This is a genomic window from Mesorhizobium sp. M0166 (assembly GCF_040322255.1).
GTDB lineage: Bacteria > Pseudomonadota > Alphaproteobacteria > Rhizobiales > Rhizobiaceae > Mesorhizobium.
On sequence record NZ_JAMYTD010000029.1, the window covers coordinates 42,956 to 66,885 of the forward strand.

A 23,930-nucleotide genomic window follows, 5' to 3' on the forward strand; every position below is an offset into this window, starting at 1 on the left:
CATTGCGGCATTCTCGCCTTGTAAGGCTTGGGCGAATGCCACGGCCGCTACAAATTCACTTTAGTCTATGAACTTAGTAGAATTATAGGCCAGAGAGGCAGTTCGCGGTCAAGCTAGCGGGATAGAATATCGTGCCAATGTTTGTGCCGGCCCGGCAACTTTGTTTGGCTGGGCAAGTGCCTCTGAGAAAAGAGCGCGCCGGCCGGGTAAGGGCAGTCCGCGTGGCTTTCGTCGAGATCGCCGACGAAGGCGAACGGCAGGCCATCGACAACGCGACCGGCATTGAACTGCACTGGCTGCCGAGAAATGGCGTGCAGGCCGGCGTTGACGACAGGCTGGCGCACGCCATCCGGTCGGTCGCATGGCCGACCGGTTTGGCATTCGGCTGGTTCGCGGCCGAAGCGGCTGCTGCCAGGACGGTGCGCGAACACTGGCGCGGTACACTGGCGCTCGGCCGCAACGAAACACTGGCGGCAGCCTATTGGCGGCGGGGCGGGACTGATGGCCGGCTAGAGCTTGCTCACCATCGCTTGCGCATGTTCGCCCAGACCGATGGCGATCCGGTCGCCAGAGACAATGCCTGATGTGTCGCAGACGACCAGCGGCATGCTGATGTCGTAGAGGAATTCGGCAACGATGGCGCCAACGGCAAGGATCGGGTCCGGCCGCTCCAGGATAATGCCGGCCGGCGCCGTGCCCCTGCGGATCGCTTCGGCCAGAACCGAAGACGAGGACGACGACCCCCGCCCGCTCGGCATCACCAGGATCTTGCCGGCGATATTGCCGCCCAGGTCCGGATGCGAATAGTCGATGATGTCGCCCGTTTCGACGTCGATCCCGCCCCAGAAGCTGAGCGCCTGCGAAAGCACCAGCGCCGGGCCCTGTGCCGAGCCGGAAAGGTGGAATGTACCGGTTCTGGTCGGCGCCTTCATGGCGCGGCTCGCACGACGCGGCCGGCCGCAGCCGAGCGGACGCAGTCTTCCATGTCACCGAAGGCCACCGAGACACCGATATTGCCAGGTGCGTAATGCGCCCATTTGCCCGAATTGGTCATCACCACGCCATCGAGACGCTCGAGGATCGACGTGACATAGGTGCAGGTGTCGGTGACCGGAACGAGGCCGAACTCTTCCATGCCGGCCAGTGCGCCTTCGTCCTGCAGTCGCGTCAGCGTGGCACGCCCTGTGTTGACGTAGATCGGGACGCCCCTGCCCGGCGCAACTTCGCGCAGCAGCGGCAACAGGCGCATCCACTCTTCATGGGAGAAATGCGGCGTGCCTAACGACACGGCTGCAAGCTGCACGCCGTCGGGGACGCTCGACAGCCTGACCAGCGCATGGTGGATGTCGGTCCGAGAGATCCGGATTTTTTCCTCCGGCACCAGGCCGTGCAAGGCCTCATCCAGCGTTTTCGCCTCCGGCGTGATGCCGACGGCATGAAATAGCGCCACCGCACCCGTCGTTGCCGCCGCCGCCCCCAGCGCCTTCAGTTGGTCCTCGTCGCGCGGCTTTGGCAGGCCCGATATGACAGGGATGCGGTCGCCAGCCCTGTGCCCAACGATCAGCCCGACGCCGACAAACAGGGCGTCGCTTGGCTCGAAAGCAGCGTCGGTCAGCTCAAACAGGATCTGGCCTCGTCGATTTTCACTCAGATGCAGCCCCCAAGCCGGCGCGCGCCCGGTCATTGCGCAGCACAAATCGATGAAATCGCCATAGCGGTTGGTTCGCGCTCCGATCACCGAATTGGCAAAGACGATGGCGTTGGACTCACCCCAGGCGATCTGCTCGCCGAACCTTGGCCGGAACCGAGTCTGATAGGGTGCGCAGGTGAAGGTCGCCTGGCAGCCGAGGTCCAGATGCGCATTCATCAGGCGTCGCGCCGGCGCTTCTTGCGCGGCCGGCATCTTCACCAATCCGGGATGGATGAGGTCGAACGAACCGACATTCAGCGTCGTCGGCACCCGAACGCGGCCGCCGCCCTCGATCAGCCTTTCGACGAAATCGAGGCTGGCCTGGCCGTGATAGAGGCAGCCGTCGATATGGGCGCCGGCAATATCCAACAATTTGTGCGCGCCGACCGCCTTCGAAAAGGCAACCAGGATCTTCATCGCAGCGGCCACGGCCGGGCCCTGCTCGCCCTGCAGCATCGACTGGTCGCCCGCATTCAATTCAAGCGACATCGAGTATTCCGCTCACACTTTGCCCGACCATGCTTTCCCCGATTGCGGACCGCCTGGCAAGACTGAAGGATTGGATCTGCTAGCTCGCGTCGATCAGCACCGTACTCTCCGACGACCAGCGCAGCACCACCTGTTGTCCTTCCGCCAGCTTTTCGATGCCGGTGTTCTGCACGATGACCTTGATTGTCTGGCCATCGCGATCGACAAAATACGTGCTGTTGTTGCCGGCGAAGATGCGCTTGGAAACCCGCCCCGTGAGCATGTTGGCATGGGCTCGGTCCGGAACGCCGGCATTGGTGGCGATGCGGATTCGTTCAGGCCGCACGGCGCAGCTCGCCTTCATGCCGGCGACAAGCGTAACCCCCGCGCCTGCGGCAATCCCCGTTCCGTCAGGCAGCCGGATGCCCGTACCAGTGGCGTTGCCGCGAAGGATGTTGGCGTCGCCCAGGAAGGTGGCGGCAAACTCACTCTTCGGCCGATCGTAGATCTCCTCGGGCGGGCCTTCCTGCACCAGCTTGCCATCGCGCAGAATGCCGATGCGGTCGCTCATCGTCAGCGCTTCTTCCTGGTCGTGGGTGACGAAGATCGTGGTGATGCCGATCTCGCGCTGAATACGCTTCAATTCGATTTGCATGTCCACGCGCAGCGCCTTGTCGAGCGCGCCGAGCGGCTCGTCGAGGAGAAGCACGCGCGGCGTGGTGACGATCGCGCGAGCGAGCGCCACCCGTTGGCGCTGGCCGCCGGAGAGCTGGTGCGGCCGGCGACCACCGAGCGTGCCGAGTTGCACGAGGTCGAGTGCGCGCTGCACCTCGCTGGCAATCACCGCCTTGGGCTCGCCACGCACCGACAGTCCGAAGGCGACATTGTCGGAGACGCTCATATTGGGAAAGAGCGCGTAGTTCTGGAACACCATGCCGATGCGCCGCTTCTCCACCGGCACCCGCTCAACACTTTTGCCGCCTATGGAGATGCGACCAGAGTCGGGAAAGTCGAAGCCTGCGATCTGGCGCAGCAGCGTGGTCTTGCCGCTGCCGGAGGGACCGAGCAGGGCGTAGAAGCCGCCGTCGGCGAAATCGATCGAGACATCGTCCAGCGCCTTGTGCGCGCCAAAACTGCGCGACACATTCGATACCTGCACGCCCGCCATTATTTCTCTCCGCCGAATTTGAAGAAGCGCGCCGTCAGCAGCATCAGCGCCATCGACACAACAATGATGATCGTCGAGACAGCATTGATCTCGGGCGTGAAACCCTTGCGGATCGCCGCGTAGATTTCGACCGGCAGCGTCGTTTGGCCGGGCGTCGACAGAAAGTAGGAGACGACGAACTGGTCGAAGGACACGGCGAAGGCGAACAGCCCACCGGCAATGACGCCCGGCATGATCCAGGGCAGCGTGACGCGGTTCGTCACCTGCCATTGATTGGCGCCGAGCGAGCGCGCCGCCTCTTCCAGCTCCGGCGCAAATGTCTGCAGCCGGGCCGAGACGACGACGATGACATAGGGCAGCGCCAACGCCACGTGGCCGAGCAGGATGGCGAACAGACCGCGGCCGATGCCGACGCCGAAAAAGAAAATCAGCATCGCCGTGCCAGTGATCAGCCACGGTATGGCGATCGGCGGAAACAGCAGCGCCTGCAGGAATTTCTTACCGCGGAAGTCGTAGCGATAGAGCCCTAGCGACGCCGCGGTGCCGAGCGCGGTGCAGATGATGGTAGTGATGACGGCGATCTCGACGCTGTTTCGCGTGGCCGCGATCAGCTGATTGTTCTGCCAGAGCGAGGCATACCATTCCGTCGTCCATTCGAACGGCAGCTGGTAGAAGGGCGAAACGTTGAAAGACATTAGCGCCATGATGATGATGGGCACATAGAGGAAGGCGAGCAATAGCCAGATGTAGAGGCGGCCGAGCCATTCGAGGACCCGTGTCGTCGCCATCACGTAGCCCTCCTCAGCACCGGTGAGGCAACCGCCAGGATGACCAGCACGACGGCCAGCAGGATAAAGGAGAGCGCAGCACCCAGCGGCCAATTGAACACCGCGACGAACTGGTCCTCGATGACAGTGCCGTAAAAGGTGCCGGTACGGCCGCCAAGGATGCGCGGCTCCATGAACGAGCCAACGACCGGGACGAAGATGAGGGCTGCGCCAGCCACCAGCCCCGGCATCGACAGCGGAATGATGACCCGCTTCAGCATCTGCAGCCGCGAGGCGCCGAGCGAGCGCCCGGCCTCGAGCAGCGAGTCATCGATGGCCTGTAGGGTCAGGTAGCAAGTCAGCACCATGTAAGGAACGTAGGAGTGCACCAGCCCGATGATGACGGCCGGATAGGAATACATCAGGTCGATATTGATCTTGAACGGCAGCACGGCGTTGAGCGCTGTGTCGAGAATGCCCCCTTCACGCAGCACCATCGCCCACGAGAAGATGCGCACCAGCCCGTTCGACCAGAACGGCAGGATGACGAGCAGGAAAATCGCCTCGCGGCTGCGGCCTTTCAGCACCTTGGCCAGCACGTAAGCGGCGGGATAACCGATGACGATGCACCACAGCGTCACCTCGAGGCCGAGGCGCAGCGAGGCCACCAGCAATGTCAGGTAAAGGCTTTGTGAAAAGAAGGCGGCATAGTTTTCGAGCGTGAATGCCCACGGCTTTCCCGATAGCGGCAGGTCGGTCATGAAGGAGAAGAAGACCATGGCCGAGAGCGGCAGGAAAATTGCAACCGTCAGCCAGAGATAGGCAGGCGCCAGAAGCGGCAAGGCCGATCTCAGCCCGCTGCGCGACGCGGCTGCGATCTGTACTGCCATGACATCTTCTCCCAGGATAGGAAGGATCAGCCGACATTGATGGTCGGCTGATCGCGGCTTCTGCTGTTACTTCACGTCGACCTTGAGCTGCTGCCAAAGCGCCAGATAGGTCTCGCGCTGCGCGTCAGTAATCGGCGCCTGGAACTGGATGCGCTTGGCGACTGCCGGGTCGCCCATCACCTTGCGGTTGAAGGAACCCTCTGGCAGCGCTTCGACCGCCTTGGTGTTGGCCGACACCGGCGCGCCGACCTTGGTGACCCATTCGACATAGAACTTCGGGTCGATCATGTAGTTGATGAAGGCTTGCGCCCCGGCGACGTTCTTGGAACCGACCGGAATGGAAAAGGCGTCAAGCCAGGCGACGGCACCCTCCTGGGGAATGACCAGCGAGACCGGCAGCTTGAAATGCGTCTTGGCGCGGTCGGCCGAGCCGCTCCAATAGGTGCCGATGTCGATCTGGTTGGAGGCAACCATCTGGTTCCAGTCGTTCTCCGAGCTCCAGAACGTCTTGATCTGCGGCATCAGCGAGGTCAGCTTCGCCTTGACCGCCTCCATGTCCTTGACGTCGTTGATGTTCTGGCCGGTAGCGATGGCGCCGAACTGCACGGCCTCGACGGCATCGTCACGGATGGTAACGCGGCCCTTGTGGGCGGGATCCCACATTTCGGCGATGCTGGTCGGCGGCTTGTCGAATGACTTGTCGTTGATGGCGAGCGCCGTCAGCCCCCAAACCCACGGCACCCCATAGACCTTGCCGTCATGGACGAGCATCGATGAGCCGGCCTTGTCCTTGCTGATGTCGGCATAGTTCGGCAGCTTGGACGTGTCGATCGGCTGAATGAGCTTTTCCGCCATCGCCTGATCGTTGAAGGCGGCATTGATCATGACGACATCGTAAAGGCCGGGATTGGTCCTGAGCTTGGTCAGCATTTCCTGTTCGGAATTGAAGAAGTCGTTGACGACCTTGTTGCCGGTTGCCTTTTCGAAGGCGGCTATGGCCCAGGGCTCGTCGGCGCCATAGCCCTTCCAGTTGAGTACGTGCACCTCGTCGGCCCTGGCGGCCAGCGTAAGGGCCGAAGCGAAGACAGCGGTTGCCGTCAGAAAAGCAGTCAGTTTGGGCATGCGCATGTTCGTTCCTCTCATTATTTGCCCGGTTGGCGGGCTTGTTATCCCATTAGGCTGTCAGAAATGGGCCTCTTGCTTCCGGCCATGCACGGTCGTCGGTCGATCGTCATGGCTGAGGAATCGCTGGATCTCCTGGTCGTTCGGCGCCGACGACCCGCCATGGCGGGTGACCGAGAGCGCCGCCGCCGCATTGGCGTAGCGCGCCGCTTCGAACGGCGACACGCCGTGCGACAGCGCGCTGACGAAGGCGCCGATATGAGTGTCGCCGGCGCCGTTGGTGTCTACCGCCGCGACCTTGAACCCGGGCACATCTTGGGCGGTGCCGTCGGCCAGCCGCACGAAGCAGCCTTTTGCGCCAGCGCGGACGACCACGCCTGCCGCGTTGGGGCAGTGGCTGGCCAGCAGGCGGGCAGCAATAGCTTCGACATCGCCGGTGCCGGCGATCTCAGCCGCTTCGGCGGCGTTGCAGCTCAGCCAGCTCGTGCGCGCCAGCACCCGGTCGAGAATGGTGCGCGAAATGTCTGAGATGATCGGCGTCGGATCGAAGACTAAAGGAATTTCCGCCGGCAGCACCTCGATCCAGTCGACAAGCGCCTCTCGGCTTCCCGGATAGCTAAGTGTATAGCCGGAGGTGAACACCCAGTCGCCCGGTGCGACCGAGATGAGCGCCATCATGTCAAGGCTGAGCAAACTCTCTGCACCAGGCCACGAGACGAAGGTGCGCTCGGCATCGCTCGAGATCATGGCGACGCAATTGCCACTGTCCAGAACCGGCGATGCCGGCGTCAGTGCCTCGATCCCCTCCGTGGCTAAGGCCGCGCGCAGGAAGTCGCCATTGGGTCCGCTGCCGAGCTGGCCGCCGAACACCACCTTCATGCCGGTGCGGCTGGCCGCGACCATCATGTTGAAGCCGCCGCCGGCGACTTGTGCAAAGCTCGATGCGGTCTTCTCGGTGCCCGGTGCCGGCAAGGCATCGATGCGGTAGACATAGTCGACCACCGCGCTGCCGATATGGACGAGACGCCCGCTCATGCTGCCGTATCCTTGCCGGACCTGCTCTTCGCCGTCCGCAGGGCGACCAAGTCGGCGGCGAGCGCGCGCACCCGCCCAATGTCTAGGCCTTTGATCCGGGCGATGTGTTTCTGTGGCAATCGGGAAAAGCCGGTGCAGGCACCGGCCATGCCGGCCGCGATGGCGCCGATCGTGTCGGTATCGCCACCGAGATTGGCGCTGATGACTGCCGCTTGCCAGGGATCGCCGCCGGCGACTTCCAGCACCGCGAATGCAGCCGGAACGGACTCCTGACTGGCGACGCCAGTGCCGACCAGATCGGTGATCAGCCGGATCGCGTCGCTCGTCTCCTTGCCGCGTACGAGCTTCTGCGCCCACCCAATGCGCGCGGCGATGTCACCGCCGGTCACCCAATAGCCGAGCGTTGCCCCGTGCCTCGCCCCGGCGATGGCTCTGTCGGAAGCGGCGCGCCAGTCACCGCCAGCGATGCCGCGACTGACGGCGGCAGCGACCGCTGCGGCCGAAGCGATTGCGATTGACGTGTTGTGCGTCGCCCTGCAAGTTTCGGCCACTTTGCCGACCAGTGCGTCAAGCGGCTCTGGCGGCATCATGATGCCGACTGGCGCGATGCGCATGGCCGCACCATTTGTGTCGCCGCTGCGTCCCGCTTCCTCGGCTGGCATACCGTTATTGATGGCGTCGATGGCGCGTTTGGTTGATGGTCCCAGCAGATCGTAGCTGCCGCGCGCCTTGACATCGCGTTCCCAGTCGAGCAGCGCGTTGACCCACCGCGCATGGTCGAACCGGTTACCGGACTCGACCAGGATACGGCCAAGCAGAAGCGCCTGTTCTGTGTCGTCGGTGATCGTCCCGGCCGGGAGTCCCTTCGACACCGGATGGTCGGCGAAAGGAGCAATGAAGTCCTCGACATGACCGTAGAGTTCGGCAATCCGCGCCGGCGACAAAAGCTGCGTCGGCATTCCCAGCGCATCTCCCAGTGCCCCGCCCACAAGCGCTCCCATGGCCCGATCGGTTATGCTCCCGGTGTCGTCCGGCATCACTCAGAACCTCATATGCAGCGCAAAATGCGCCGGGTTGAGCAGGCTGGTCACATATTCGATCGGCCGGTCATCGGCGGCGCGGGTCAAGCGGCAACCGCGCAGGAACGGCGTGCCTTGCGGGCAGCCGAGGATTGCGGCGTCCTCTGGGTTGAGCATTTCGATGCCGACCCATTCCTCGCCATGGTCTGGAATGAGACCGGCGCCGCGGAGCGTCTGGTGGAGCGAGCCTTCGCGCAGTCCGCGTAACGGCACGTCCTCCAGTTCGGGTGATAATGGCAGGCGGCTGCGCTCAATGGAGATAGCGTGGCCGTCGCTGGCATTGGTGCGCACCCGATCGACAGCGATGAAAAACGGGTTTTCTATACCAAGCAGTGCGGCAAGATCAGGGTCCTCGATCACCTCGAGCCGCAGCGTCCGCGTCTCGGCATTTGCGCCGGCGTTGGCGAGCGCCCGCGACCAACCGATTGAGTCATCAACGGGCTTGCCATCGAAGGTGACGAAAGAGCCGATGCCGACCTTGGTGGTGATCAGCCCGCGGCTGGACAGTTCCTCGAGGCCCTTACGGACGGTGTTGCGGCTGACGGAGAAACGCTGGACGAGCTCGTTCTCGCTTTGCAGCCGGTCGCCGAAGCCGAGGACACCGGAGCGGATTTCCTGTTCGAGAACGGTGGCGATCTGTTCGGGCTTGCCCGTGCCGGGAGACGATGGAACCACGCGGCGGACCATAAGCATACCTGTTCATTGCACCTGTATAATCCTGTGCAATGTATCTGCAAAGCCAGCTCTGTCAACCGACGGCGGAGGGCCACACAGATAGACCAAGCTGCTTGATGATACCCAGTGGCCGTGAAGGCCATACGAGGTGCGGCGGGCGAACGGGGTCGCTGGAGATGTCACTGTTCGCTGCTGGAAGACCCCTCGACTGCCCCGTCACCATCTGCAGAATGCGGCAGAATGCCGAAGTCGCGCGACTTGGTCCCACGCGCCGCCGTCAGGAAACCATCGGCTGTGAGACCTCGCCTCAAAAGCTCACGTACAGCGGCCGACCGGCTCGGCATGTGCTTGTCGAAGCGCCAGTTCTCCAATGCCGCCAGTTCATCGACGGTCAGCATGATCTGCAATCGTTCCGGGCGTTCCAGTTCGGACATCTCGGCCTCCAATCATACCAGCCTAAATGCAGCTGAGTTAGTATGTTCCTAATTTTCTGTAGAAGTAGGTACGTGAGCAGAATGCGTCAAGGCCCTCAGATGAGCGAGTCATGCAGAAGTCCGATGAAGCGGATCAAGCATCAAATGGGTAATCAACAAAATACTCTAACTATTTGACATAAAACGAGTTTTTAAGGAATTTCGCTTGCCAATCACGGGACCTGGGCGCATGGTAGAACTCGAGGGACAAACCGCTCCTGAAGGGAAGGTTTTTTCCATGCGCTACGGATTTTCGGTTCGTCTGCACGAAGACGTCAGTTCCCGAGTTCGGGCTACATTGCGGTCCGGGATTGCTATCAATCTGACTGCTGTCGCCGAAGCCGCGCGACTGCAGAACCTCGCCGAGAATGTTGCGCGCGAAGACATCGAATGGCTCGTCATGCAAGCAGCCCAGCTCTACGGGGCGGCTATCGAGTTCGACGGCTTCGCGGAAACCGATCTGGCGGAATTTGCGTGCCCTCAGCTGACGCAAAGCAGCCCCGCAGTGGGCTGGGACTCCCTGGAAGACGGAGCGTCCGCTTCGCCGGATCTTGGCCGTCAAACGCATTGAGGCGCGTGCTCTTGTGAGCCAGCCATGCTGCCGCACACGTGCTCGGCAAAAAGCCCGCCGCAATGGCGGGCTTTGGACTGCTGGAGGTTTGGTGGACGAAGGCCTCTCGGCCCGGTCCGACATTTCATCCGATGTATTCGCCTTAGCGGCGGGCGATCAGCAGGCACAATTGGCGCAGATCGCTGTCGTAAGTGCCTTCGCTGCTGAGCACGTCAACGCAGCGCTTCTTCATCCTGGCCAACTTGTCGCCCGACATGTCGGCAACGACCTGGGGCAAGCTGGGATTGCTGGGATTGGACGGGCTGCCCGGGTTGGACGGATTGCTCGGATTGCTTCCACCACCGATCCCGACACCGGCGCCGGCATTGATGCCACTGCCGACCCTGACCCCGGCGCCTGCGTTAACGCCGCTGCCGATACCTACCCCGGCGCCCGCCGCTATGCCACTGGGACCACCGATCGTCGCGCCGGCACCGGCGTTGATGCCGCTTCTGCCCCCGACCGATGCGCCGGCGGCCGCGGCGATGCCACTGGAACCGCCAATCGTCGCGCCGGCACCGGCGTTGATGCCGCCGCTGCCGCCCACCGCGGCACCGAGGCCTGTCTTGATGCCGCCGCTGCCGCCAATCGTCGCGCCGGCACCGGCGTTGATGCCGCCGCGACCGCCAACAGAGGCACCGAGGCCGGCCTTGATGCCGCCGCTGCCGCCAACCGTCGCGCCGGCACCGGCGTTGATGCCGCCGCGACCGCCAGCCGTCGCGCCGAGGCCGGCTTTGATGCCGCCGTTGCCGCCGATGGATGTTCCAACACCAACGGCAATTCCGTCCGCGGCATTCACGGGCATCGAGAGCATGAAAATAACTGCGCTGCCTGCCACCGCATCGGTGATTGTTTTGATTATGCCGGTCATAACACTCTCCTTGCTGTAGTTGCGCTGAACAGCCCGCGACGTCGCCGGTTGCATACCTACTAATTTGCAAGAAGATGATCGGTTTCTTTGCCGATCAACTCGCTGGCCCCATGGTATATTTTGAAATAACAGCCGCGTGAAATTTGTAGTGAAATTTTCCGAAAGTTTTACTTTATGATGACCTCTACCGATTGAAGCGATGCGTGACTCAGCTGATGGCGCCGCAACAGGCGAACGTCGCGACGGTCGGCCGCCAAAAGAAGGCGAATTCCTAATCTGCAAACCACAACATCAAACCTACCTACGGCAATAGAACAATGGGCCGAGAAGGTCCGCGCTGCGCGGGTTTGCTTCACCGTGCTGCGTCATTTTTGCCGGAACCTTTCCATCACCAGGGTTGTTTTCTCTGTAGTGCCAAACGATGACAACCGAATGATGGAGATCAGCATGCTTACGAAAATCCTGACAGCCTCAATACTTGCAACCGGTCTGGCGACCGCGGCGATGGCCCAGAACACCGGGTCGGACAACAATGCGCCTGGCAGCGAGAAGAGCATCGTCGTCCAGCCCAAACCGAACGGTATTGACCCTGGCACGACCAGCAGCACGATGGGTACGACGGGTGCCATGAACTCCAATGCGGATGAAAACTGCCCTGCAACCCCGCAAGGAGCCCAACCCGACGCGTCCAACAAACCTGCCGGGACGGTTTCACCGACTGTCAACGACAACAATTGCGGGAAGTAGTTAGCCGCACCAATCGGGCCTACCATCGCGGGTGGGCTTGCGGCGGCGGGACCGGTCAGGACTGGTTCTGCTGCCGATCACGGAACGACGTGCAGGAGCGCCAAGACGATGGGCCCGACCAACCGCGAGATCCAGCGTTGGAATCAAATCCGCTCGAGTTCACGTTTTGCGTGGTCGCGCCTGGGGTTTGCTTCCCTCCTTGGCGGCGGGTGCCGGCTTAGGCTGACGTGGTGTCGGCTTCGGCCGGCTGGCGGTCTTCTCTTTCGTGGCGATTTCTGCGTCGATTTCGGCGGTAGCCTGATCCCAATGCTGCTGATGCGCCCCGTCGGGCCTGCCTGCCTGTTCCCAGATCGCGTGTGCTCGCTGGCGAATCCGTTCCTGCCTGTCCGTCACTGATACCTCCGTCGGCTCGGTTCATGCGTAAACAACTTTGTTTTAGCTGAAATTTCGACCGGCGTCTTGAGTGGCAGGCAACACCGTCATTGAACCTCTCTGTCACACAGGACGGCGACGCCGAGGAGCGCCGCCTTTTTGATGATCAGCCCTTCAAGGTCGGCGTCCGAGCGCTCGGTTCCGGTGCGTTCGCGCAACAGTGCTATCGCCGCCTTCATCGACAGCAGGCCATCGCCTCGTTCAGCAAGCAGTTTGTCGACGGCGGCGGCCACGTTGACCGGCTCGACATGCGGCAGCATGGGAATGGCTCCTTTCCTTGTTTCGAGACGACAGCGGCTCCATCCCGATCCCTCGGGATGGAGCTCTTATTTGATAATTTAGACCGTGACCTTTCCAAACCCGGTTCGCGGTTTGGGAACGCCGGTCACTCGATGACCTGCACGATCTTGCGGGTGCCTGGGTCGACGAGCACGGTGCGATTGCCGACGACAACGTATCTGTACTGCACGTCGGGAACATCGATCGGTTGCAGCTCGACCGTATCGGGCAACGTGGAACCGATATTGAGCTCCACCCCAAGAAGATTGATCGACGCCAGCGGGTGCTTGTGGACGTATTCGCGGATGACCGTCTGCTGTTCGGGCGTGACAATCACCTGGTCCGCGGTGGCCACGCCGACGCCGGCAAGCAACGCCAATCCCGCCGCAGCAGGAACAAGGTGGATTTTCATCGTCTACTCCTGTTGTTACGGGCCTCGCCCTTACAATTGCGACGCGGCATTCCGGTCGAAGCGGCGAACCCTCTAGGCAAACGCCCACGCCACCTTGTTGTTCCGTAAGTGGCGGCTAATCGAATAACGGTGAAGTGCCCGCGCGATGCGGCGAATGGACTGCGAATGAACTGCGGTGGCCCGCGTCGCAAGACGCGGGCCGATCGGTTTCCCGATCAGCAGCGATACCGGAGGGGGGTGATATCTACTGCGTCTAAAATAACATTTAGGACAAGCTAATGTTCCTAAGCGAGTGCAACAAACCTGCCGGCGCAAGCGGCGCGAAGTTGCCGCCCGTCGCTGCTACTGCTTTGGCGGCTGTGGCGGCACCTCGCCGGGCTTGATCACCGGGGTCCTGCCCTCATCCGGCGGTGGCGCCGCCATGCCCTGATCGCCCGTTGGCGGCGGCTTCAGGACCCCACCGCATGGCTCGAGCGTATCGGACAAATTGTTGCCGGCCGGCTTCTGCTGCTGGCTGTTCTTGTCGGGCGGCTCGACTTTGCAGCGGTCGGATTGCGCCTGTTCGCCCGGCTGCGCGGCCGCCGGCACCGCCAGCACCAGCGCACCTAGCATATACGGCAAGAAAATGAGCGGTCTCATGTCAAGCTCCTTTCGCGCCAAGATCTTCTGAATGTGCCAAGATCTTCTGAATGTGAAGGCAGGCGGGCGCGATTGGTTCCGTCGTGCGGCAACGCGCCCGGACCGCAGCGGCCCGGAACCGGCCGCCAGACTTATGAGTTCAACCACTGAGCCAATTCAGGGCCGCTGACATTATGGAGAACCGGCGATGGAACCGCGCAGGAAAGATCGAACCGACGACGAGACCGAGAGCCCGACGATCCAGCAACAGGACTGGGATGCCATCCGGAGCGGGAGAATCCTCCCTGACGGCGTGCCGCAAAACGGCGATATTCGCTATGACGTCGAGAAAGACGGCGAACTGCCGGAGGAAGATGACGATAACGCTTATCAGGAAAGCGACGAGGCCTTGCCGGACGATGCCGACGAACGCGTCATTTCGCGCGACCTTGCAAGCGAGGGTGGTTCTTTCGACGAGGAATGAGCCGCCGCCTGCTTTCAATTCGGGAGGTCGAAGACCGGCTCCTGGCAGCGATAGACCAGACATTGACCGTCACGCGTCTTGATATACGCGGCGCGCGGCACCTGCGGCCAGTCGCATTCATTGCCGAATTGGCGGACGTAACGGTCGTAGGTGTGCTGGCCGGTGGTCAGCACCACCGAGCGATGCCTCTGGATCAGAAACTGTGCCTGTTCGCACGTCATCGCGCGGCTGTCCGGCCGAGCGTCGGCCGTCGCGGCAAACAGAAGCGCCCCGGCTGTCAGGACTGCCGCTTGTGTCAGCACTCTGGCAAGCATGAAACCACCTCCCGCTAAGCCTGACGCGCATGTTGCTCTGGCAGCGCCGGATCGAGCCGCCCTGTCGCGAAAGAAAGATCGTACAGAATGCGAGGAAAAATGCAAAAAGCCCGCCGCACCTTTCGGCGCAGCGGGCTCCAACTGAACGTCACTATTTCGTCGCGCTTGGGCGGCTTACTCCTCCTTCACCGGCCCGAACCGGCGCACGATCATTTCGAAGACGATGTCTGAGATCCACATGGCCGAGACGCCGATTAGGAACGCCGCGGCCAGCGTCGTGGTGTCGTCGTCGGGAGAAGGAATGGGCAGCCCGGCGGCGCGGAAATAATGCACGACCGGCAGCGTCAGATAGGCCGCCGCCAGCGCGCCGCAGATCGGCGAGGCCACCATTTCGCGGACTTTGTAGCGGTGACGCGACAAGGCCCGCAAAATGCCACCGGACAGGCCGGCGACCAGCACCGGCGCCTTGATGCCCAGGACGTCGAGCAGCTCGTGCATCATGGCGTCCACCCGCACCATCTGGCGCCCTGTCCGTTGAAGGCGTTCATCTCGTCGAGCTCGGGCCGGCTCATGGCGGCGACGACCGGGGCGAATGGCCGGCGCGGCTGGTTGTGATCGCACCAGACCTGGCGCGGATTGCCGGCCGGCGCGGTTGTCGTGCAGCCGGCCAGCACCAGGCACAGGATCAGCGCTTTGCCCATTTCGCAGCCTCCGCTCTTGCTGCCGCATCGGGCATGCCGGCAGCCTTGCGCTCTTCGGCTGCGGCCTCGCGCCTCATTTCGAGGCGATCCTCGGCGGCCGCGACTTTTGCCTCTGCCTGTTTGACCGCCTCCTTCTTCGCCCGGTTGATGCCGCCGGCAACGTAAAGGCCGATGCCGCCCGCCACGGCAGCGAATACCGTCATGACGACCTTGTTGCCGATGATGGCGCTGAGAATGCTGAGAAGCGCTGCCATCACAAATCCTCGGCGCGGCGGCGGCGCAGGAACTCGGTCAAAACGCCGTTGATCACAAGAAACCAGGGGAACCATTCCCCCGGAATGATCGGCGAAAGCACCTGCGGGTCGACATAGGTGACGATGGTCGCAGCGATGCCGATGGCCGTCTGAAGCCGCGCCCAGAATATTGTTTCGCTGTCGCGGAAGAAGCCCTTGATGCGGGTCCACATGTCATTTCCTTCCGAACAGATTGAGGATGGCTGATATTTTGAGGATGGCGGCGACCAGCGCTGTCCAGAAGCCGGGCCTGGCGGCAGGCACTGGAAGCGCAGAGGACGCGGGCGTGGCGGTCGGTTGTGGAACGGGAATTGGCTTCGCGGGCTCTGGCGGGGCTGCAGGGACGGCCGCCGATGACGCCGGGCCGGCAGCCGGCCAAGGCATGTCCTTGATGCGCGACCATTTGCGATAGGCTTCGGCAAGCCTGGTATCGTAGGCGTTCTTGCGATAGCCGGCGCCGTTGTAGCCCTTGGCGAAGCCCGCCCAGTCATGGTTGCGCAGATTGTCGTCGAGCCGGTTCTCGACGGTGAAGTTGATTGCCGCGCCGAGCTGCAGCGCCTCGTCCGCCATCATCGCCTCGGCCATCGCCTGCACGGTAAGAAAGCCGGCGGCTTTGAAGTTCTCGCCGAGAACCTGGCCCAAGCCCCATGAGGCCGATTTGAGCGCCGCGGTTTCATCGATCGCACAAGCTGCCCTGAGCCGTGGGTAGCTATCCCTGGGATAGGGCTTCTCGCCCCACTTCGGATAGGCGAGGCCAGCGGCTACCGCTTTTGCCCGCTTGGCACCCGACAGATTGCGGTAGAAGACGTGCGGTTCGAACAGGATGACCGGCCGGCCAACGGCGTCGAAGCCGTGCCCGCTGGTTTCAACATCGAGGAACGCGTGCATCTCGTCCTCGCCGACGCCGATCCGGGCGCCGAGTTTAGGCAAGTCTATGTCATCGAGGCGCCTGGCGGCGCCCTTGAACGTCATGTCCATGGGCAGTCCTTTCCGCCCTCGCGGGCAAGGTTGTGCAGTTGAAAAAACAGATGGGTGGCGGCAAAGCAGAATTGGGCGGCAGCGCGCGCCGATGTGGCATGGAAGGTTGATGTTTTCGACCCGCCGTGTGAAATGGCCGCGGGATGGTGCACATGTCTGATGATGAACAAACCGCTGCGGCGCGCTGGTCGGTGAAGTCCGAGCTCCGCGCCGTCGGCCGCGACAAGCCGCTGCTCGTGGTGCTGGCGGCGATCCTCTGCCTCTATTGTGCGTTTATCGCCGGACCGATCGTCTATGCGGTGCTGGCCATCAACGGCATTGCGGATTTCTTCAAATGAAGCCGGTTCCGGCGATTTCGCGCCGGCCCGGCACGTTGCGTTTACCGGCCCCGAAATTGCTCGACCTGGATGAAATTGCTTAGCCGGGACGAAGCCGTTCCCGTCTATCGTTCGTACCTTGGGGGGTACGGGGAGGACACGTGACAATAAGAATCAGGCTTCCGGGCGGGACTTTGAAGATCAAGAAAAGGGTCGAGCTGCGGCGTCGCGAGCAGAAGCGCGGGGTGCCGGTTTGGCAGGTCGGCAATTACTTCGTCATCTGGTGGCCGAGCGGCATGTCCGATCGCCCATCCTCGCCCAACAAGTCCTCGCCCAGAAAATAGCCCTCGCACCCGACGATCCCGGCCGGGCATGACGCTTCCGTGCAGAATCAGGAACCGCCGTGCGTGCCAAAACTTCCGAGACCGCTCGACAAATCCCAGAAAAAGTCGGCGGGCGGGCGTTGACTCTTCCGCCACGGAAGGTCTTTGATGCTGCATTGCACAATTTGGGGCGGCGGAAGCGATGGCAGTGCGTATCAGAATGCCGGGCGGCACGCTGAAGGTGAAAGTGTACCGCGAATTGCGTGACCGCGAGCGCGCCCGCCGCATTCCCGTCGTCAAGATCGGCCGGGTTTATTTCACCTGGTGGTCGAACCGCCAGCGCCTGGTTGACGATCAGTCGCCGGGGTAAGGCATCAATTTTTTCCGCTTGCCATGCGCCTGGGAAGGCCCGCCCCGGCCTCCGCAGGCCAGCTAGCAAAATAAGTTGATGATGCAGCTGTTGACTCTTCCGTAACGGAAAGTCTCTACTTACCGCATTGCACGAAAATTGCTGCGTTGCACAACGGGAGTTGGACCGATGGCAGTGCGTATCAGGTTGCCTGGCGGCACTCTGAAGATGAAGACCTATCGTGAGTTGCGAGCCCGGGAACGCGACCGCCGCGTGCCTGTGATGAAGATGGGCTCGCCGTATTTTGTCTGGTGGTCGAAAAGCCAGGAATCTCACCAGAAGCCGCAGGACAGCAGACGGTAGCAGCTCTGCTGGCGGCGCATCGTGGGTCGCATCCGACGACTCCGAGCCCATGCCTCTGGGTCCCGAGGATTTCTAATGGAAATACTGTACATCTCATGCGGGGGTGAACTCTTTGGCGATTTCAAAGGGACTGGTGATCCCTGCCTCGCGGGCGGGCTTGCAAACCACCGCCGCTTGCCGCAAAGAGCATAGCAAGAGCAAGGGTGAGCGTATGCATATTGGCAGTGATGGTGACGAGGTTCAGGCGGCGGCTTTCACCCAGCTTGGCTGGCCAGAGAGTGGCAATTAATGAGCAGCCGGGTTCACACATTCCTGCGAGCGAGCCCGCTTCGTTACTATTACCACTTTGTTAGGGCTCGGCTCAGCGGGTCTCCACAGTCCGACGAGAGCACCATCCTATCCCGGATTGTCGACCAAATCCCAAAGACCTTCTTGGAGTTTGGATTTCACCCGACGGAGTATAATTGCATCGGCCTCAAGGACTTTCGGGGCCTTCTGGTGGATGGCGATCCGCAGACTGTTCGGCTGGCCCAGGCTCTGCTTCCGAAGCGGATCGAGGCGCGCCAGAGCTTCATCACCCTCGATAACATCAAGGACCTTGGTACCCATTTTCCGCAGCTTGGAGTGCTCTCCGTTGACGTCGATGGAAATGACTACTGGTTCCTCGAAGCTCTGCTACCTGAGCGGCCTGGTGTGATCGTCGTCGAATACAATGCCAGCTTCGGCCTCAACCCGGTGACCGTGCCGTACGATCCGTCGTTCGATCGGGCTGCAAAGCACGAGAGCGGCTGGTATCACGGCGCCTCGATCACCGCACTGACGCAACTCTGCAATAGCCACGGCTACAAACTCGTCGCCGTCTCCGGGGCCGGCGGCAACCTGTTCTTTTTACCGCAGTCTGCGGCCTTGCCCGGACTAGAGCCTGAGGAGGCGTACCGCGAAAGTGCACTTCGCAACCGCTGGTCAGGAACCACGGCGAAGGACCAGTGGGAGCGGATCAAGCACATGCCTTTCGTGACCGTGACTTAACCGCCGTGATACGATGGCGAGGTGCTCATTGATGAGGGCCGCACCAAGGCGTCAGCAGGGACGTCGGTTCGCACTATTGAACCGGCGGAGATAATCGCCCGATCGCCGATCGTGACACCCTTCATGATCATGGCACTGTTCCCAATCCAAACATCGTCTCCGATCACAATCGGGGCAGAGCGTATGCCGGGGTCGATTCTAGGATGGCCGCGCTTGAAAATGGCCTGCATCTGCGCAAAACGCTTCATCGGGTCCATCGGATGCGAGTTGGTATCATGGATCGCCACCCCCCATGAGACGTGTACCCGCTTTCCGATCTTAATCCCTACCGGGTCTGACGACCAAATCGTCGAGCCTGGGCCAAGATAGAACCAATCATCGATTTTGATCCGGCCCTCGTGGGCAAAGACCTGCAAATGCCCATCCAAATGGCTGTCCGCGCCTATCGAGACGCGAGATCGGTCGCCGCGGATATTAAAAATTTCCGCCCCGGCGCCGAACTTCGTACGCGGCCCAATGACGGCATTTTCCCTAGCGGCGCCCGTGGCTATCCATGACCAAAAACGGCGGCGAAGAGCTAGAAAGGTGGAGAAGACGTGCATTCGCGAACATCTGCCACACAGGATCACTCCAGTCTAGGCTCCGAAGAAGCCCCGGAGAGACAGACGACGGAGTTCCTCAGCGTCGAAAATTCCGTGTCGCAGGCTGCCGGCAGCATTCGGATGAAGCTCATCGCTCATGTAAAGCAACGAGGTCAGGTAGCCGATGCCACTCTCACCACCCACGTCGATTAACGGTATTGACAGCATATCGGCAACTTCCCGCTCCGCCTTCATGAATTGGATCAGCGTGTTACCTTGTCCGTTTATTCTTCCTATCCGGTGCGTGGCATGTCCCGGACCGCCGCTGTAGGTGCCGATCATGACGATCTTGGCATTTGGCGCTCGCGCACGAATGGCCTGCAGGGCCGCGAACAGCGAACCGTAGTGAGTAGCGTAGGTCATATCGCCGAGGGCGCCCAGGGGCGTCTCCTGTGCGCCAAAGGCGTTCGGGCCAGGCTCCAGGATTACCAACTCCGCGTCGACCGGAATGTTGGCGATCGCGTTGGACATTCCGTAGCTCGGATAGGCGGTGGTGCTCAGCCCCAACGCCGAGCCACTGACGGCTAGATTGGTGGGAATCATACCGGTCAGACCGGCGAGGACCGGGACGTAGTAGGCTCCGGCCGAAATACTAGAGCCGATCAGGGTCAATTTCTTGCCAGCCAAGGCGGCCGAGCCATCGTCGTGTGGGTCGCCGCCGATGTTGGCCGGATTAGACAGAAGGCCGAGATACAGCGCGGCGTTCGCAACCACTGTCACCCCAACGCTTTTGGTCCAAGCCGAGCTGGAGAGGTTTTCCGAAGACGAGAAGACATTCGGTCCGCCATTGATGCTTAGAGCAGACCGTTGGACATAGAGCCCAGATACACCATCGCCGACATATGGGTGACCGCCAGCAGGCGGGAAAATACGCTGTTGCCAGTTCGTCGAAGCCGTGGCTGTTGCCGTCTTAGTGACCGTGCATTCGTACCAGCCGTTGCCTAGAACGACGATGCTCGCGCCTGTGCCGGTGGCTGTCCCAGTGTCGAGATTGAACGTGCAGTCAAAGATGACGGCGTTATTGGAGTAGAGATTGAGACGATTGCGTTCGGCCTTTTTGGCGGTGACTTTCCAGACGATATTATCGCCATTGACCACTGACCTGCCCTGATAAACGGAGGGATTGCCAGAGCCGACCATTTCCACAAGCTTGGATGCCGTCATTCGGCCTCTGATGATCACGTCGAGGTCATCGACAAGAGGAGGCAGGGGGATCAGGACCGGTTCATAAGGGCTGGTCGTGGAGGTAACTGTAACATTCTGTTTCGTGAAGGCGGCGTTGACGGGGTCGCTGCTCGGAAACAGGTTGGCCGGCAGGCCCTGCTTGCGAAGCAAGATGCTGCGAATGTACATGCCGCTGGTTCCGTCGCCAGTGAACGGTAAAACGCCAGCAGCCGACATGCGAGCCTGCACATTGTTCGTAATGTTTGCGGCGACCAAGACGACGGCCTTGCACTCGTACCAGCCGGAACCGATAGCCGTTATGGCAGCGCTGACGAGGTTCGCGCCCGAGGTGCTGGACACGACGCCCTCGTCAAGATTGAAGTTGGCAGTGTAGGCTGCACCAGCCCCTGCGTGGACAAGTTGCAGAGCGCTTCGCTCTCCAGCTTTGGCAACGACAATATGCTCGATCGTATCGCCCGACACAAAAGAGTAGGATCGATAAATCGATGGGCTGACCGATCCGGCCGCTTCTGTTAGCCTGGCGGTCGGAACGCTGAGGCCTTCGATCATCGCCAAGCTATCGAAGTTCGAAAGGACAGCGGACGTTGCCGCACGGACACCCGTATCAGCTGCTACCGGTCCGATCCCGACATTGAACAACCCCAAGGAACCCGTCGAAACTTCGGTCCAGAAATACTCGCCGACATCGACATTCCTGCCCAGCACCGCCGCAGCGGCGGCGCCGGCGAGCCCTGCCGACGCCGCAAAGCTCAACGTCGGCGCCACTGTGTAGGAACCCGGCGCCGTGATCAGTATCTGCGTCAGCGCCCCGCCCGCCACCACGAAGCGGCCGGCCGCGCCCGAACCGGTGCCGCCGGTAAACGCCAGGTCGAAAGTGCCGTTGGCGCCACCCGAGCCTGCGGTGATCGCACCGTTGCCGGCGACGCCGAAGCCGATTGCCGCGGGAGTCGTCGGGAAAATGCCCTTGCCGTAGAGCGAAGCATCGCGTGCAGCCTGAGCGCTGCGATGTCGGGCGGAACGGATGCGGCGATGGTGATGGCATCGGTGCCGACGGCCGGCTCGTCGGCCGTGAACTCGAACACGCGGTCGGCATTGACCGCTCCGATCTGGGTGTGAACGGTCGTGCCCTTCTGCAGGGTACGCGTGGTGCGGGCGTCGGCGGCGCGGAACCATTCGCCTGCGCTCGCTGTGTAGATGCCGTTCTGCGTCGGGTCGGCCTGGTCCTTGACCACCACGCGGTCGCCGACCTCGGCCGGCACGCCGTCGATGGCCTGCAGGCCGTGCAGGAGGATGTCGGCCGTGGTCGCGAGGCGTACGGGTTCGCGTTCGCCGGTCAGGAGACGAACGGCGGCAGTTGCAGGTCGGGACATGAGGGCTTGCTCCATAAAAAAAAGCCCCGCATAAGCGAGGCTGGAAGGGGTTCAGTGCTGGCGGTGGGAAACTTAAGCTACGCGGCCGGACACCGCGCTATCTGGCGCAGCCGGCGATTTACATTTTTCGGACAGGGAGCGGCAACGGGCTACAACAAACCGCCGATGAGCCTTCTTGTGCCGCCTATGGCCGCCAGCCCGCAGGCCATGCCGGCGCAGTCGGCGACCCAGTCGAGGATATCCATATCGCGCGCGATCAGCTGCGCGCCCTGAAGCAGCTCGATCGCCGCACCGGTAAGGGCGAGGAGCACGACCAGCCTCGTCTTGTGTTCCGGCCAGCCGAGGCTTCCAAGCGCCGCCAGCACCGCGAACGCCGCGGCGTGGTTGAGCTTGTCGTGCTGGAAGGTGAAGCCCATGTCCAACTCCTGCAGGAAGCGCACCGGCGAAAGCGCGAGCAGGAGAACAACGACCAGGGTGAGCAGAAAAACGATCCTTGCCGTGGTCGAAAAAGAGTCTGTGCGCAACAAGATAGGTCAACCCTTCATGTGAGGAGGCGATTCAGAAGGCACCAGGACTGGCACCGCTCTGCGGTTATCAGGCCATAAGCCAGCATCGTGACCACAATCAGACCGCCGGATCGGTTGCGGCACGCTCTACCCGGATCGTCCGGCCACAAAACGGATAGCGCATCACAGACCGCGACGGTTGCACCCCTTCAGACCAGAGGCAAATACCGCCTCTAGAGCCTAGCCATGCTTCGAACGCGAGTCCCCTGTGGCAGATCAGCGGAAACCCTGTTTTAGAGAAGGTCCCGGATATTGACAGGTGTTCCGGGTGGCAGGTCTTTCACCTTCGCAATAAGTTGGCCCATTATGTGCCAATAGACTTCCAGGTCCGACAGCTCCTGGTTTTTGATTTCGTCCTTGCCATTGAGAAACAATGGTATCTTGTAGCCGATGCATTGGTTGTAAGCCGGTTCGGCGCCGCCGGCCTCGCGCCAATCCGCGTAAAGGTTGGCGGCCAACGCCGCGTCTTCATCCTCTATGACATCGACCTCGTGGAAGGTGCGAATGTTGGCCGGCACCTGGAGCGCCTCCCCCGTGCCCGGCTCGAACATCACGACACCAGGTTCCCCTTGTTCCAGCCTTTGGCTATCGACTGCAAGCGCCGTCCCCAGCCAATCATAACCAAAGCAGGTGATCCGGCCGGTGAATTCCGGAAAACCCAGGCAGACACGTGCGTTCCAACGTGCCACGTCCTGCGCCCGGAATCTTCCGTCCAAGGCTCCGCCACATAAATCGTGTCATCCTCGTCAAAATCTGAGAGCCTTCCAACGATGTCCAATAATTTGATTATTTTCCCCATAAAGAAAATCCTCCTCGGCCATTCGGGTGCAGGGTCTTCTGGAAGATAGTTCCAGGGTCATGTTGGGATCTAGGGACGAGTTGCATTATTCCGGGTGGTTGGTGGACTTGCACCATGATCGGCCGAAGCGGGTCATGGCCTCCGCAAGGTCAGTACTCCCGCACCTTACCCCTCCGCCCGTGCCGCCTTTTCCAGCGCCGCCTTACGCTGAATTTCGATAGTTCGATTCCAGTAGCGCACCGCTTCAAAATGCTCTTGTCTGGTCAGCCAGGTCTTGTTCTCCAAACTGACTGGATCACCACCAACGACAACCGGTGTAATCTCAAACAGCTCCATGCCCTTGGGGCGCACATATCTATGTTGGTCGCTCATTTTCAGTCCGCCAATCGAGCAAATAGGTCGGCGAGGTGACACGCTATCGTCTCAGCGGATTGCCGATCCATACCTATGAATGGGATGCGCACGATTGGCATGGCCGCGTCTTCAGTGTCGAAGCCATAGCCTTCACCTCCTCCGTTGGATGCGAATAGGAGGATGCCTGGCGCATATATTTCAGCCTCATATTCTCGATTGAAGTCAGCCAATTCTTCGGCTTTGAAAAAAATAATATAGTTATCGCCGATGAAACCTTCGCCTCCATTATGCTCTTTGAGGAAGTCGATGTAATCCTTGGGCAGCGCGACTCCCAACCGTGCGGACAGGCCATCGACGACTGCGGATTCAGCCGGCGGGTCGAACTGTCCCTCAGTTAGATTATATCCCACTGCATCCTCTCAGGTCCCAACCTCATTGCTAGTCTAGTTTCCGTCCACAAACGCCCATTTTGGTGAGCGTTTACAGAGGTTTGCCGCAGGAAGAAACGTCGTTTGCGGTACCGGCCGA

36 protein-coding genes are annotated in these 23,930 nt (G+C 61.4%); 8 read left to right on the plus strand and 28 right to left on the minus strand.

Translation table 11 applies throughout. From position 1 onward, the window contains the following. Positions 1-176 precede the first annotated feature (176 nt). Positions 177-584 (plus strand): SIP domain-containing protein, encoded by a 408-nt coding sequence (locus NKJ46_RS25165; protein WP_352668437.1) that lies wholly within the window; start codon positions 177-179, stop codon positions 582-584. Here the strand turns inward: NKJ46_RS25165 and NKJ46_RS25170 are convergent. The 10 genes from NKJ46_RS25170 to NKJ46_RS25215 all read right to left on the minus strand — a co-directional run bounded on the left by NKJ46_RS25170 (position 510) and on the right by NKJ46_RS25215 (position 9,328). Further along, positions 510-932, minus strand: a complete 423-nt coding sequence (locus NKJ46_RS25170) for an aconitase X swivel domain-containing protein (protein ID WP_352668439.1) — start codon at positions 930-932, stop codon at positions 510-512. The genes NKJ46_RS25165 and NKJ46_RS25170 overlap by 75 nt on opposite strands. Then, positions 929-2,179 carry an aconitase X gene (locus NKJ46_RS25175; RefSeq protein ID WP_352668440.1) on the minus strand — a complete coding sequence of 417 codons (1,251 nt, stop codon included), beginning with the start codon at positions 2,177-2,179 and terminating at the stop codon, positions 929-931. Before NKJ46_RS25175 ends, NKJ46_RS25170 begins: the two co-directional genes overlap by 4 nt. A gap of 79 nt (positions 2,180-2,258) precedes the next feature. Then, positions 2,259-3,326 (minus strand): ABC transporter ATP-binding protein, encoded by a 1,068-nt coding sequence (locus tag NKJ46_RS25180; protein WP_352668441.1) that lies wholly within the window; start codon positions 3,324-3,326, stop codon positions 2,259-2,261. Continuing rightward, a complete protein-coding gene (locus NKJ46_RS25185; protein WP_352668444.1) occupies positions 3,326-4,114 on the minus strand; it encodes an ABC transporter permease in 789 nt (262 codons plus the stop codon). Before NKJ46_RS25185 ends, NKJ46_RS25180 begins: the two co-directional genes overlap by 1 nt. Then, on the minus strand, positions 4,114-4,983 hold the full coding sequence (locus NKJ46_RS25190) for an ABC transporter permease (protein WP_352668445.1): 870 nt from the start codon (positions 4,981-4,983) through the stop codon (positions 4,114-4,116). Before NKJ46_RS25190 ends, NKJ46_RS25185 begins: the two co-directional genes overlap by 1 nt. A 66-nt stretch (positions 4,984-5,049) precedes the next feature. After that, complete coding sequence (locus tag NKJ46_RS25195; protein WP_352668447.1) at positions 5,050-6,111, minus strand: ABC transporter substrate-binding protein; 1,062 nt, start codon at positions 6,109-6,111, stop codon at positions 5,050-5,052. 54 nt (positions 6,112-6,165) lie between these two features. Beyond that, entirely contained in the window at positions 6,166-7,140 is a 975-nt protein-coding gene (locus NKJ46_RS25200; RefSeq protein WP_352668448.1) for a PfkB family carbohydrate kinase, read from the minus strand. Then, on the minus strand, positions 7,137-8,177 hold the full coding sequence (locus NKJ46_RS25205) for an ADP-ribosylglycohydrolase family protein (RefSeq protein WP_352668451.1): 1,041 nt from the start codon (positions 8,175-8,177) through the stop codon (positions 7,137-7,139). The genes NKJ46_RS25200 and NKJ46_RS25205 overlap by 4 nt, the downstream gene beginning before the upstream one ends. A 3-nt stretch (positions 8,178-8,180) precedes the next feature. Then, a complete protein-coding gene (locus NKJ46_RS25210; RefSeq protein ID WP_352491121.1) occupies positions 8,181-8,906 on the minus strand; it encodes a GntR family transcriptional regulator in 726 nt (241 codons plus the stop codon). 167 nt (positions 8,907-9,073) lie between these two features. Next, the gene (locus NKJ46_RS25215; RefSeq protein ID WP_352668488.1) at positions 9,074-9,328 is read right to left on the minus strand and encodes a hypothetical protein; all 255 of its coding nucleotides are present in this window, start codon (positions 9,326-9,328) and stop codon (positions 9,074-9,076) included. Positions 9,329-9,557: 229 nt separating this feature from the next. On the opposite strand from NKJ46_RS25215, the gene NKJ46_RS25220 reads away from it, so the two are divergent. Next, positions 9,558-9,938 (plus strand): hypothetical protein, encoded by a 381-nt coding sequence (locus NKJ46_RS25220; protein ID WP_352668452.1) that lies wholly within the window; start codon positions 9,558-9,560, stop codon positions 9,936-9,938. Positions 9,939-10,080: 142 nt separating this feature from the next. On the opposite strand, the gene NKJ46_RS25225 is transcribed toward NKJ46_RS25220, so the two are convergent. Beyond that, entirely contained in the window at positions 10,081-10,848 is a 768-nt protein-coding gene (locus tag NKJ46_RS25225) for a hypothetical protein (RefSeq protein WP_352668453.1), read from the minus strand. Positions 10,849-11,295: 447 nt separating this feature from the next. Here NKJ46_RS25225 and NKJ46_RS25230 point away from each other — a divergent pair, with 447 nt between their 5' ends. After that, positions 11,296-11,595, plus strand: coding sequence for a hypothetical protein (locus NKJ46_RS25230; protein ID WP_352668454.1), 300 nt, complete (start codon positions 11,296-11,298; stop codon positions 11,593-11,595). Between the two features lie 159 nt (positions 11,596-11,754). On the opposite strand, the gene NKJ46_RS25235 is transcribed toward NKJ46_RS25230, so the two are convergent. The 4 genes from NKJ46_RS25235 to NKJ46_RS25250 all read right to left on the minus strand — a co-directional run bounded on the left by NKJ46_RS25235 (position 11,755) and on the right by NKJ46_RS25250 (position 13,357). After that, on the minus strand, positions 11,755-11,988 hold the full coding sequence (locus NKJ46_RS25235; RefSeq protein WP_352668457.1) for a DUF2934 domain-containing protein: 234 nt from the start codon (positions 11,986-11,988) through the stop codon (positions 11,755-11,757). Between the two features lie 86 nt (positions 11,989-12,074). Further along, positions 12,075-12,287, minus strand: coding sequence for a hypothetical protein (locus NKJ46_RS25240; protein WP_352452715.1), 213 nt, complete (start codon positions 12,285-12,287; stop codon positions 12,075-12,077). Between the two features lie 125 nt (positions 12,288-12,412). Then, positions 12,413-12,718, minus strand: coding sequence for a DUF1236 domain-containing protein (locus NKJ46_RS25245; RefSeq protein ID WP_352668459.1), 306 nt, complete (start codon positions 12,716-12,718; stop codon positions 12,413-12,415). Between the two features lie 342 nt (positions 12,719-13,060). Then, the gene (locus NKJ46_RS25250; protein WP_352564277.1) at positions 13,061-13,357 is read right to left on the minus strand and encodes a hypothetical protein; all 297 of its coding nucleotides are present in this window, start codon (positions 13,355-13,357) and stop codon (positions 13,061-13,063) included. A 187-nt stretch (positions 13,358-13,544) separates the two neighbouring features. On the opposite strand from NKJ46_RS25250, the gene NKJ46_RS25255 reads away from it, so the two are divergent. Beyond that, positions 13,545-13,820 (plus strand): hypothetical protein, encoded by a 276-nt coding sequence (locus NKJ46_RS25255; RefSeq protein WP_352668461.1) that lies wholly within the window; start codon positions 13,545-13,547, stop codon positions 13,818-13,820. 14 nt (positions 13,821-13,834) lie between these two features. On the opposite strand, the gene NKJ46_RS25260 is transcribed toward NKJ46_RS25255, so the two are convergent. The 6 genes from NKJ46_RS25260 to NKJ46_RS25285 all read right to left on the minus strand — a co-directional run bounded on the left by NKJ46_RS25260 (position 13,835) and on the right by NKJ46_RS25285 (position 16,106). Continuing rightward, complete coding sequence (locus tag NKJ46_RS25260) at positions 13,835-14,134, minus strand: hypothetical protein (protein ID WP_352668463.1); 300 nt, start codon at positions 14,132-14,134, stop codon at positions 13,835-13,837. A 174-nt stretch (positions 14,135-14,308) separates the two neighbouring features. Beyond that, positions 14,309-14,632 (minus strand): hypothetical protein, encoded by a 324-nt coding sequence (locus NKJ46_RS25265; RefSeq protein WP_023675762.1) that lies wholly within the window; start codon positions 14,630-14,632, stop codon positions 14,309-14,311. Beyond that, complete coding sequence (locus tag NKJ46_RS25270; protein WP_352668466.1) at positions 14,632-14,835, minus strand: hypothetical protein; 204 nt, start codon at positions 14,833-14,835, stop codon at positions 14,632-14,634. Before NKJ46_RS25270 ends, NKJ46_RS25265 begins: the two co-directional genes overlap by 1 nt. Further along, complete coding sequence (locus NKJ46_RS25275; RefSeq protein WP_352668467.1) at positions 14,820-15,089, minus strand: hypothetical protein; 270 nt, start codon at positions 15,087-15,089, stop codon at positions 14,820-14,822. Before NKJ46_RS25275 ends, NKJ46_RS25270 begins: the two co-directional genes overlap by 16 nt. Beyond that, positions 15,089-15,301, minus strand: coding sequence for a hypothetical protein (locus NKJ46_RS25280; RefSeq protein WP_352668469.1), 213 nt, complete (start codon positions 15,299-15,301; stop codon positions 15,089-15,091). The genes NKJ46_RS25275 and NKJ46_RS25280 overlap by 1 nt, the downstream gene beginning before the upstream one ends. Position 15,302: 1 nt before the next feature. Continuing rightward, on the minus strand, positions 15,303-16,106 hold the full coding sequence (locus NKJ46_RS25285; RefSeq protein WP_352668470.1) for an N-acetylmuramidase family protein: 804 nt from the start codon (positions 16,104-16,106) through the stop codon (positions 15,303-15,305). A gap of 152 nt (positions 16,107-16,258) precedes the next feature. On the opposite strand from NKJ46_RS25285, the gene NKJ46_RS25290 reads away from it, so the two are divergent. From NKJ46_RS25290 to NKJ46_RS25305, 4 genes are all read left to right on the plus strand, one after another. Continuing rightward, complete coding sequence (locus NKJ46_RS25290; protein WP_352668472.1) at positions 16,259-16,444, plus strand: hypothetical protein; 186 nt, start codon at positions 16,259-16,261, stop codon at positions 16,442-16,444. A 504-nt stretch (positions 16,445-16,948) separates the two neighbouring features. After that, a complete protein-coding gene (locus NKJ46_RS25295) occupies positions 16,949-17,116 on the plus strand; it encodes a hypothetical protein (RefSeq protein WP_352564264.1) in 168 nt (55 codons plus the stop codon). 168 nt (positions 17,117-17,284) lie between these two features. Then, entirely contained in the window at positions 17,285-17,458 is a 174-nt protein-coding gene (locus NKJ46_RS25300; RefSeq protein ID WP_352668473.1) for a hypothetical protein, read from the plus strand. A gap of 498 nt (positions 17,459-17,956) precedes the next feature. After that, entirely contained in the window at positions 17,957-18,487 is a 531-nt protein-coding gene (locus tag NKJ46_RS25305; protein ID WP_352668475.1) for a hypothetical protein, read from the plus strand. Here the strand turns inward: NKJ46_RS25305 and NKJ46_RS25310 are convergent. From NKJ46_RS25310 to NKJ46_RS25340, 7 genes are all read right to left on the minus strand, one after another. Beyond that, positions 18,484-19,089, minus strand: a complete 606-nt coding sequence (locus tag NKJ46_RS25310) for an acyltransferase (protein ID WP_352668476.1) — start codon at positions 19,087-19,089, stop codon at positions 18,484-18,486. The two genes, NKJ46_RS25305 and NKJ46_RS25310, sit on opposite strands and share 4 nt — an antisense overlap. Positions 19,090-19,122: 33 nt before the next feature. After that, positions 19,123-21,132, minus strand: coding sequence for an SGNH/GDSL hydrolase family protein (locus NKJ46_RS25315; protein WP_352668477.1), 2,010 nt, complete (start codon positions 21,130-21,132; stop codon positions 19,123-19,125). Beyond that, a complete protein-coding gene (locus NKJ46_RS25320; protein ID WP_352668478.1) occupies positions 21,114-21,683 on the minus strand; it encodes a hypothetical protein in 570 nt (189 codons plus the stop codon). The genes NKJ46_RS25315 and NKJ46_RS25320 overlap by 19 nt, the downstream gene beginning before the upstream one ends. A 149-nt stretch (positions 21,684-21,832) precedes the next feature. Beyond that, the gene (locus NKJ46_RS25325; RefSeq protein ID WP_352668480.1) at positions 21,833-22,210 is read right to left on the minus strand and encodes a hypothetical protein; all 378 of its coding nucleotides are present in this window, start codon (positions 22,208-22,210) and stop codon (positions 21,833-21,835) included. Between the two features lie 272 nt (positions 22,211-22,482). Next, positions 22,483-22,965, minus strand: coding sequence for a T6SS immunity protein Tdi1 domain-containing protein (locus tag NKJ46_RS25330; protein ID WP_352668482.1), 483 nt, complete (start codon positions 22,963-22,965; stop codon positions 22,483-22,485). Positions 22,966-23,213: 248 nt separating this feature from the next. After that, positions 23,214-23,420: a hypothetical protein gene (locus NKJ46_RS25335; RefSeq protein WP_352668483.1), complete on the minus strand. Its 207-nt coding sequence runs from the start codon at positions 23,418-23,420 to the stop codon at positions 23,214-23,216. A gap of 2 nt (positions 23,421-23,422) precedes the next feature. Continuing rightward, on the minus strand, positions 23,423-23,812 hold the full coding sequence (locus NKJ46_RS25340) for an SMI1/KNR4 family protein (RefSeq protein WP_352668484.1): 390 nt from the start codon (positions 23,810-23,812) through the stop codon (positions 23,423-23,425). Between the last annotated feature and the right edge of the window lie 118 nt (positions 23,813-23,930).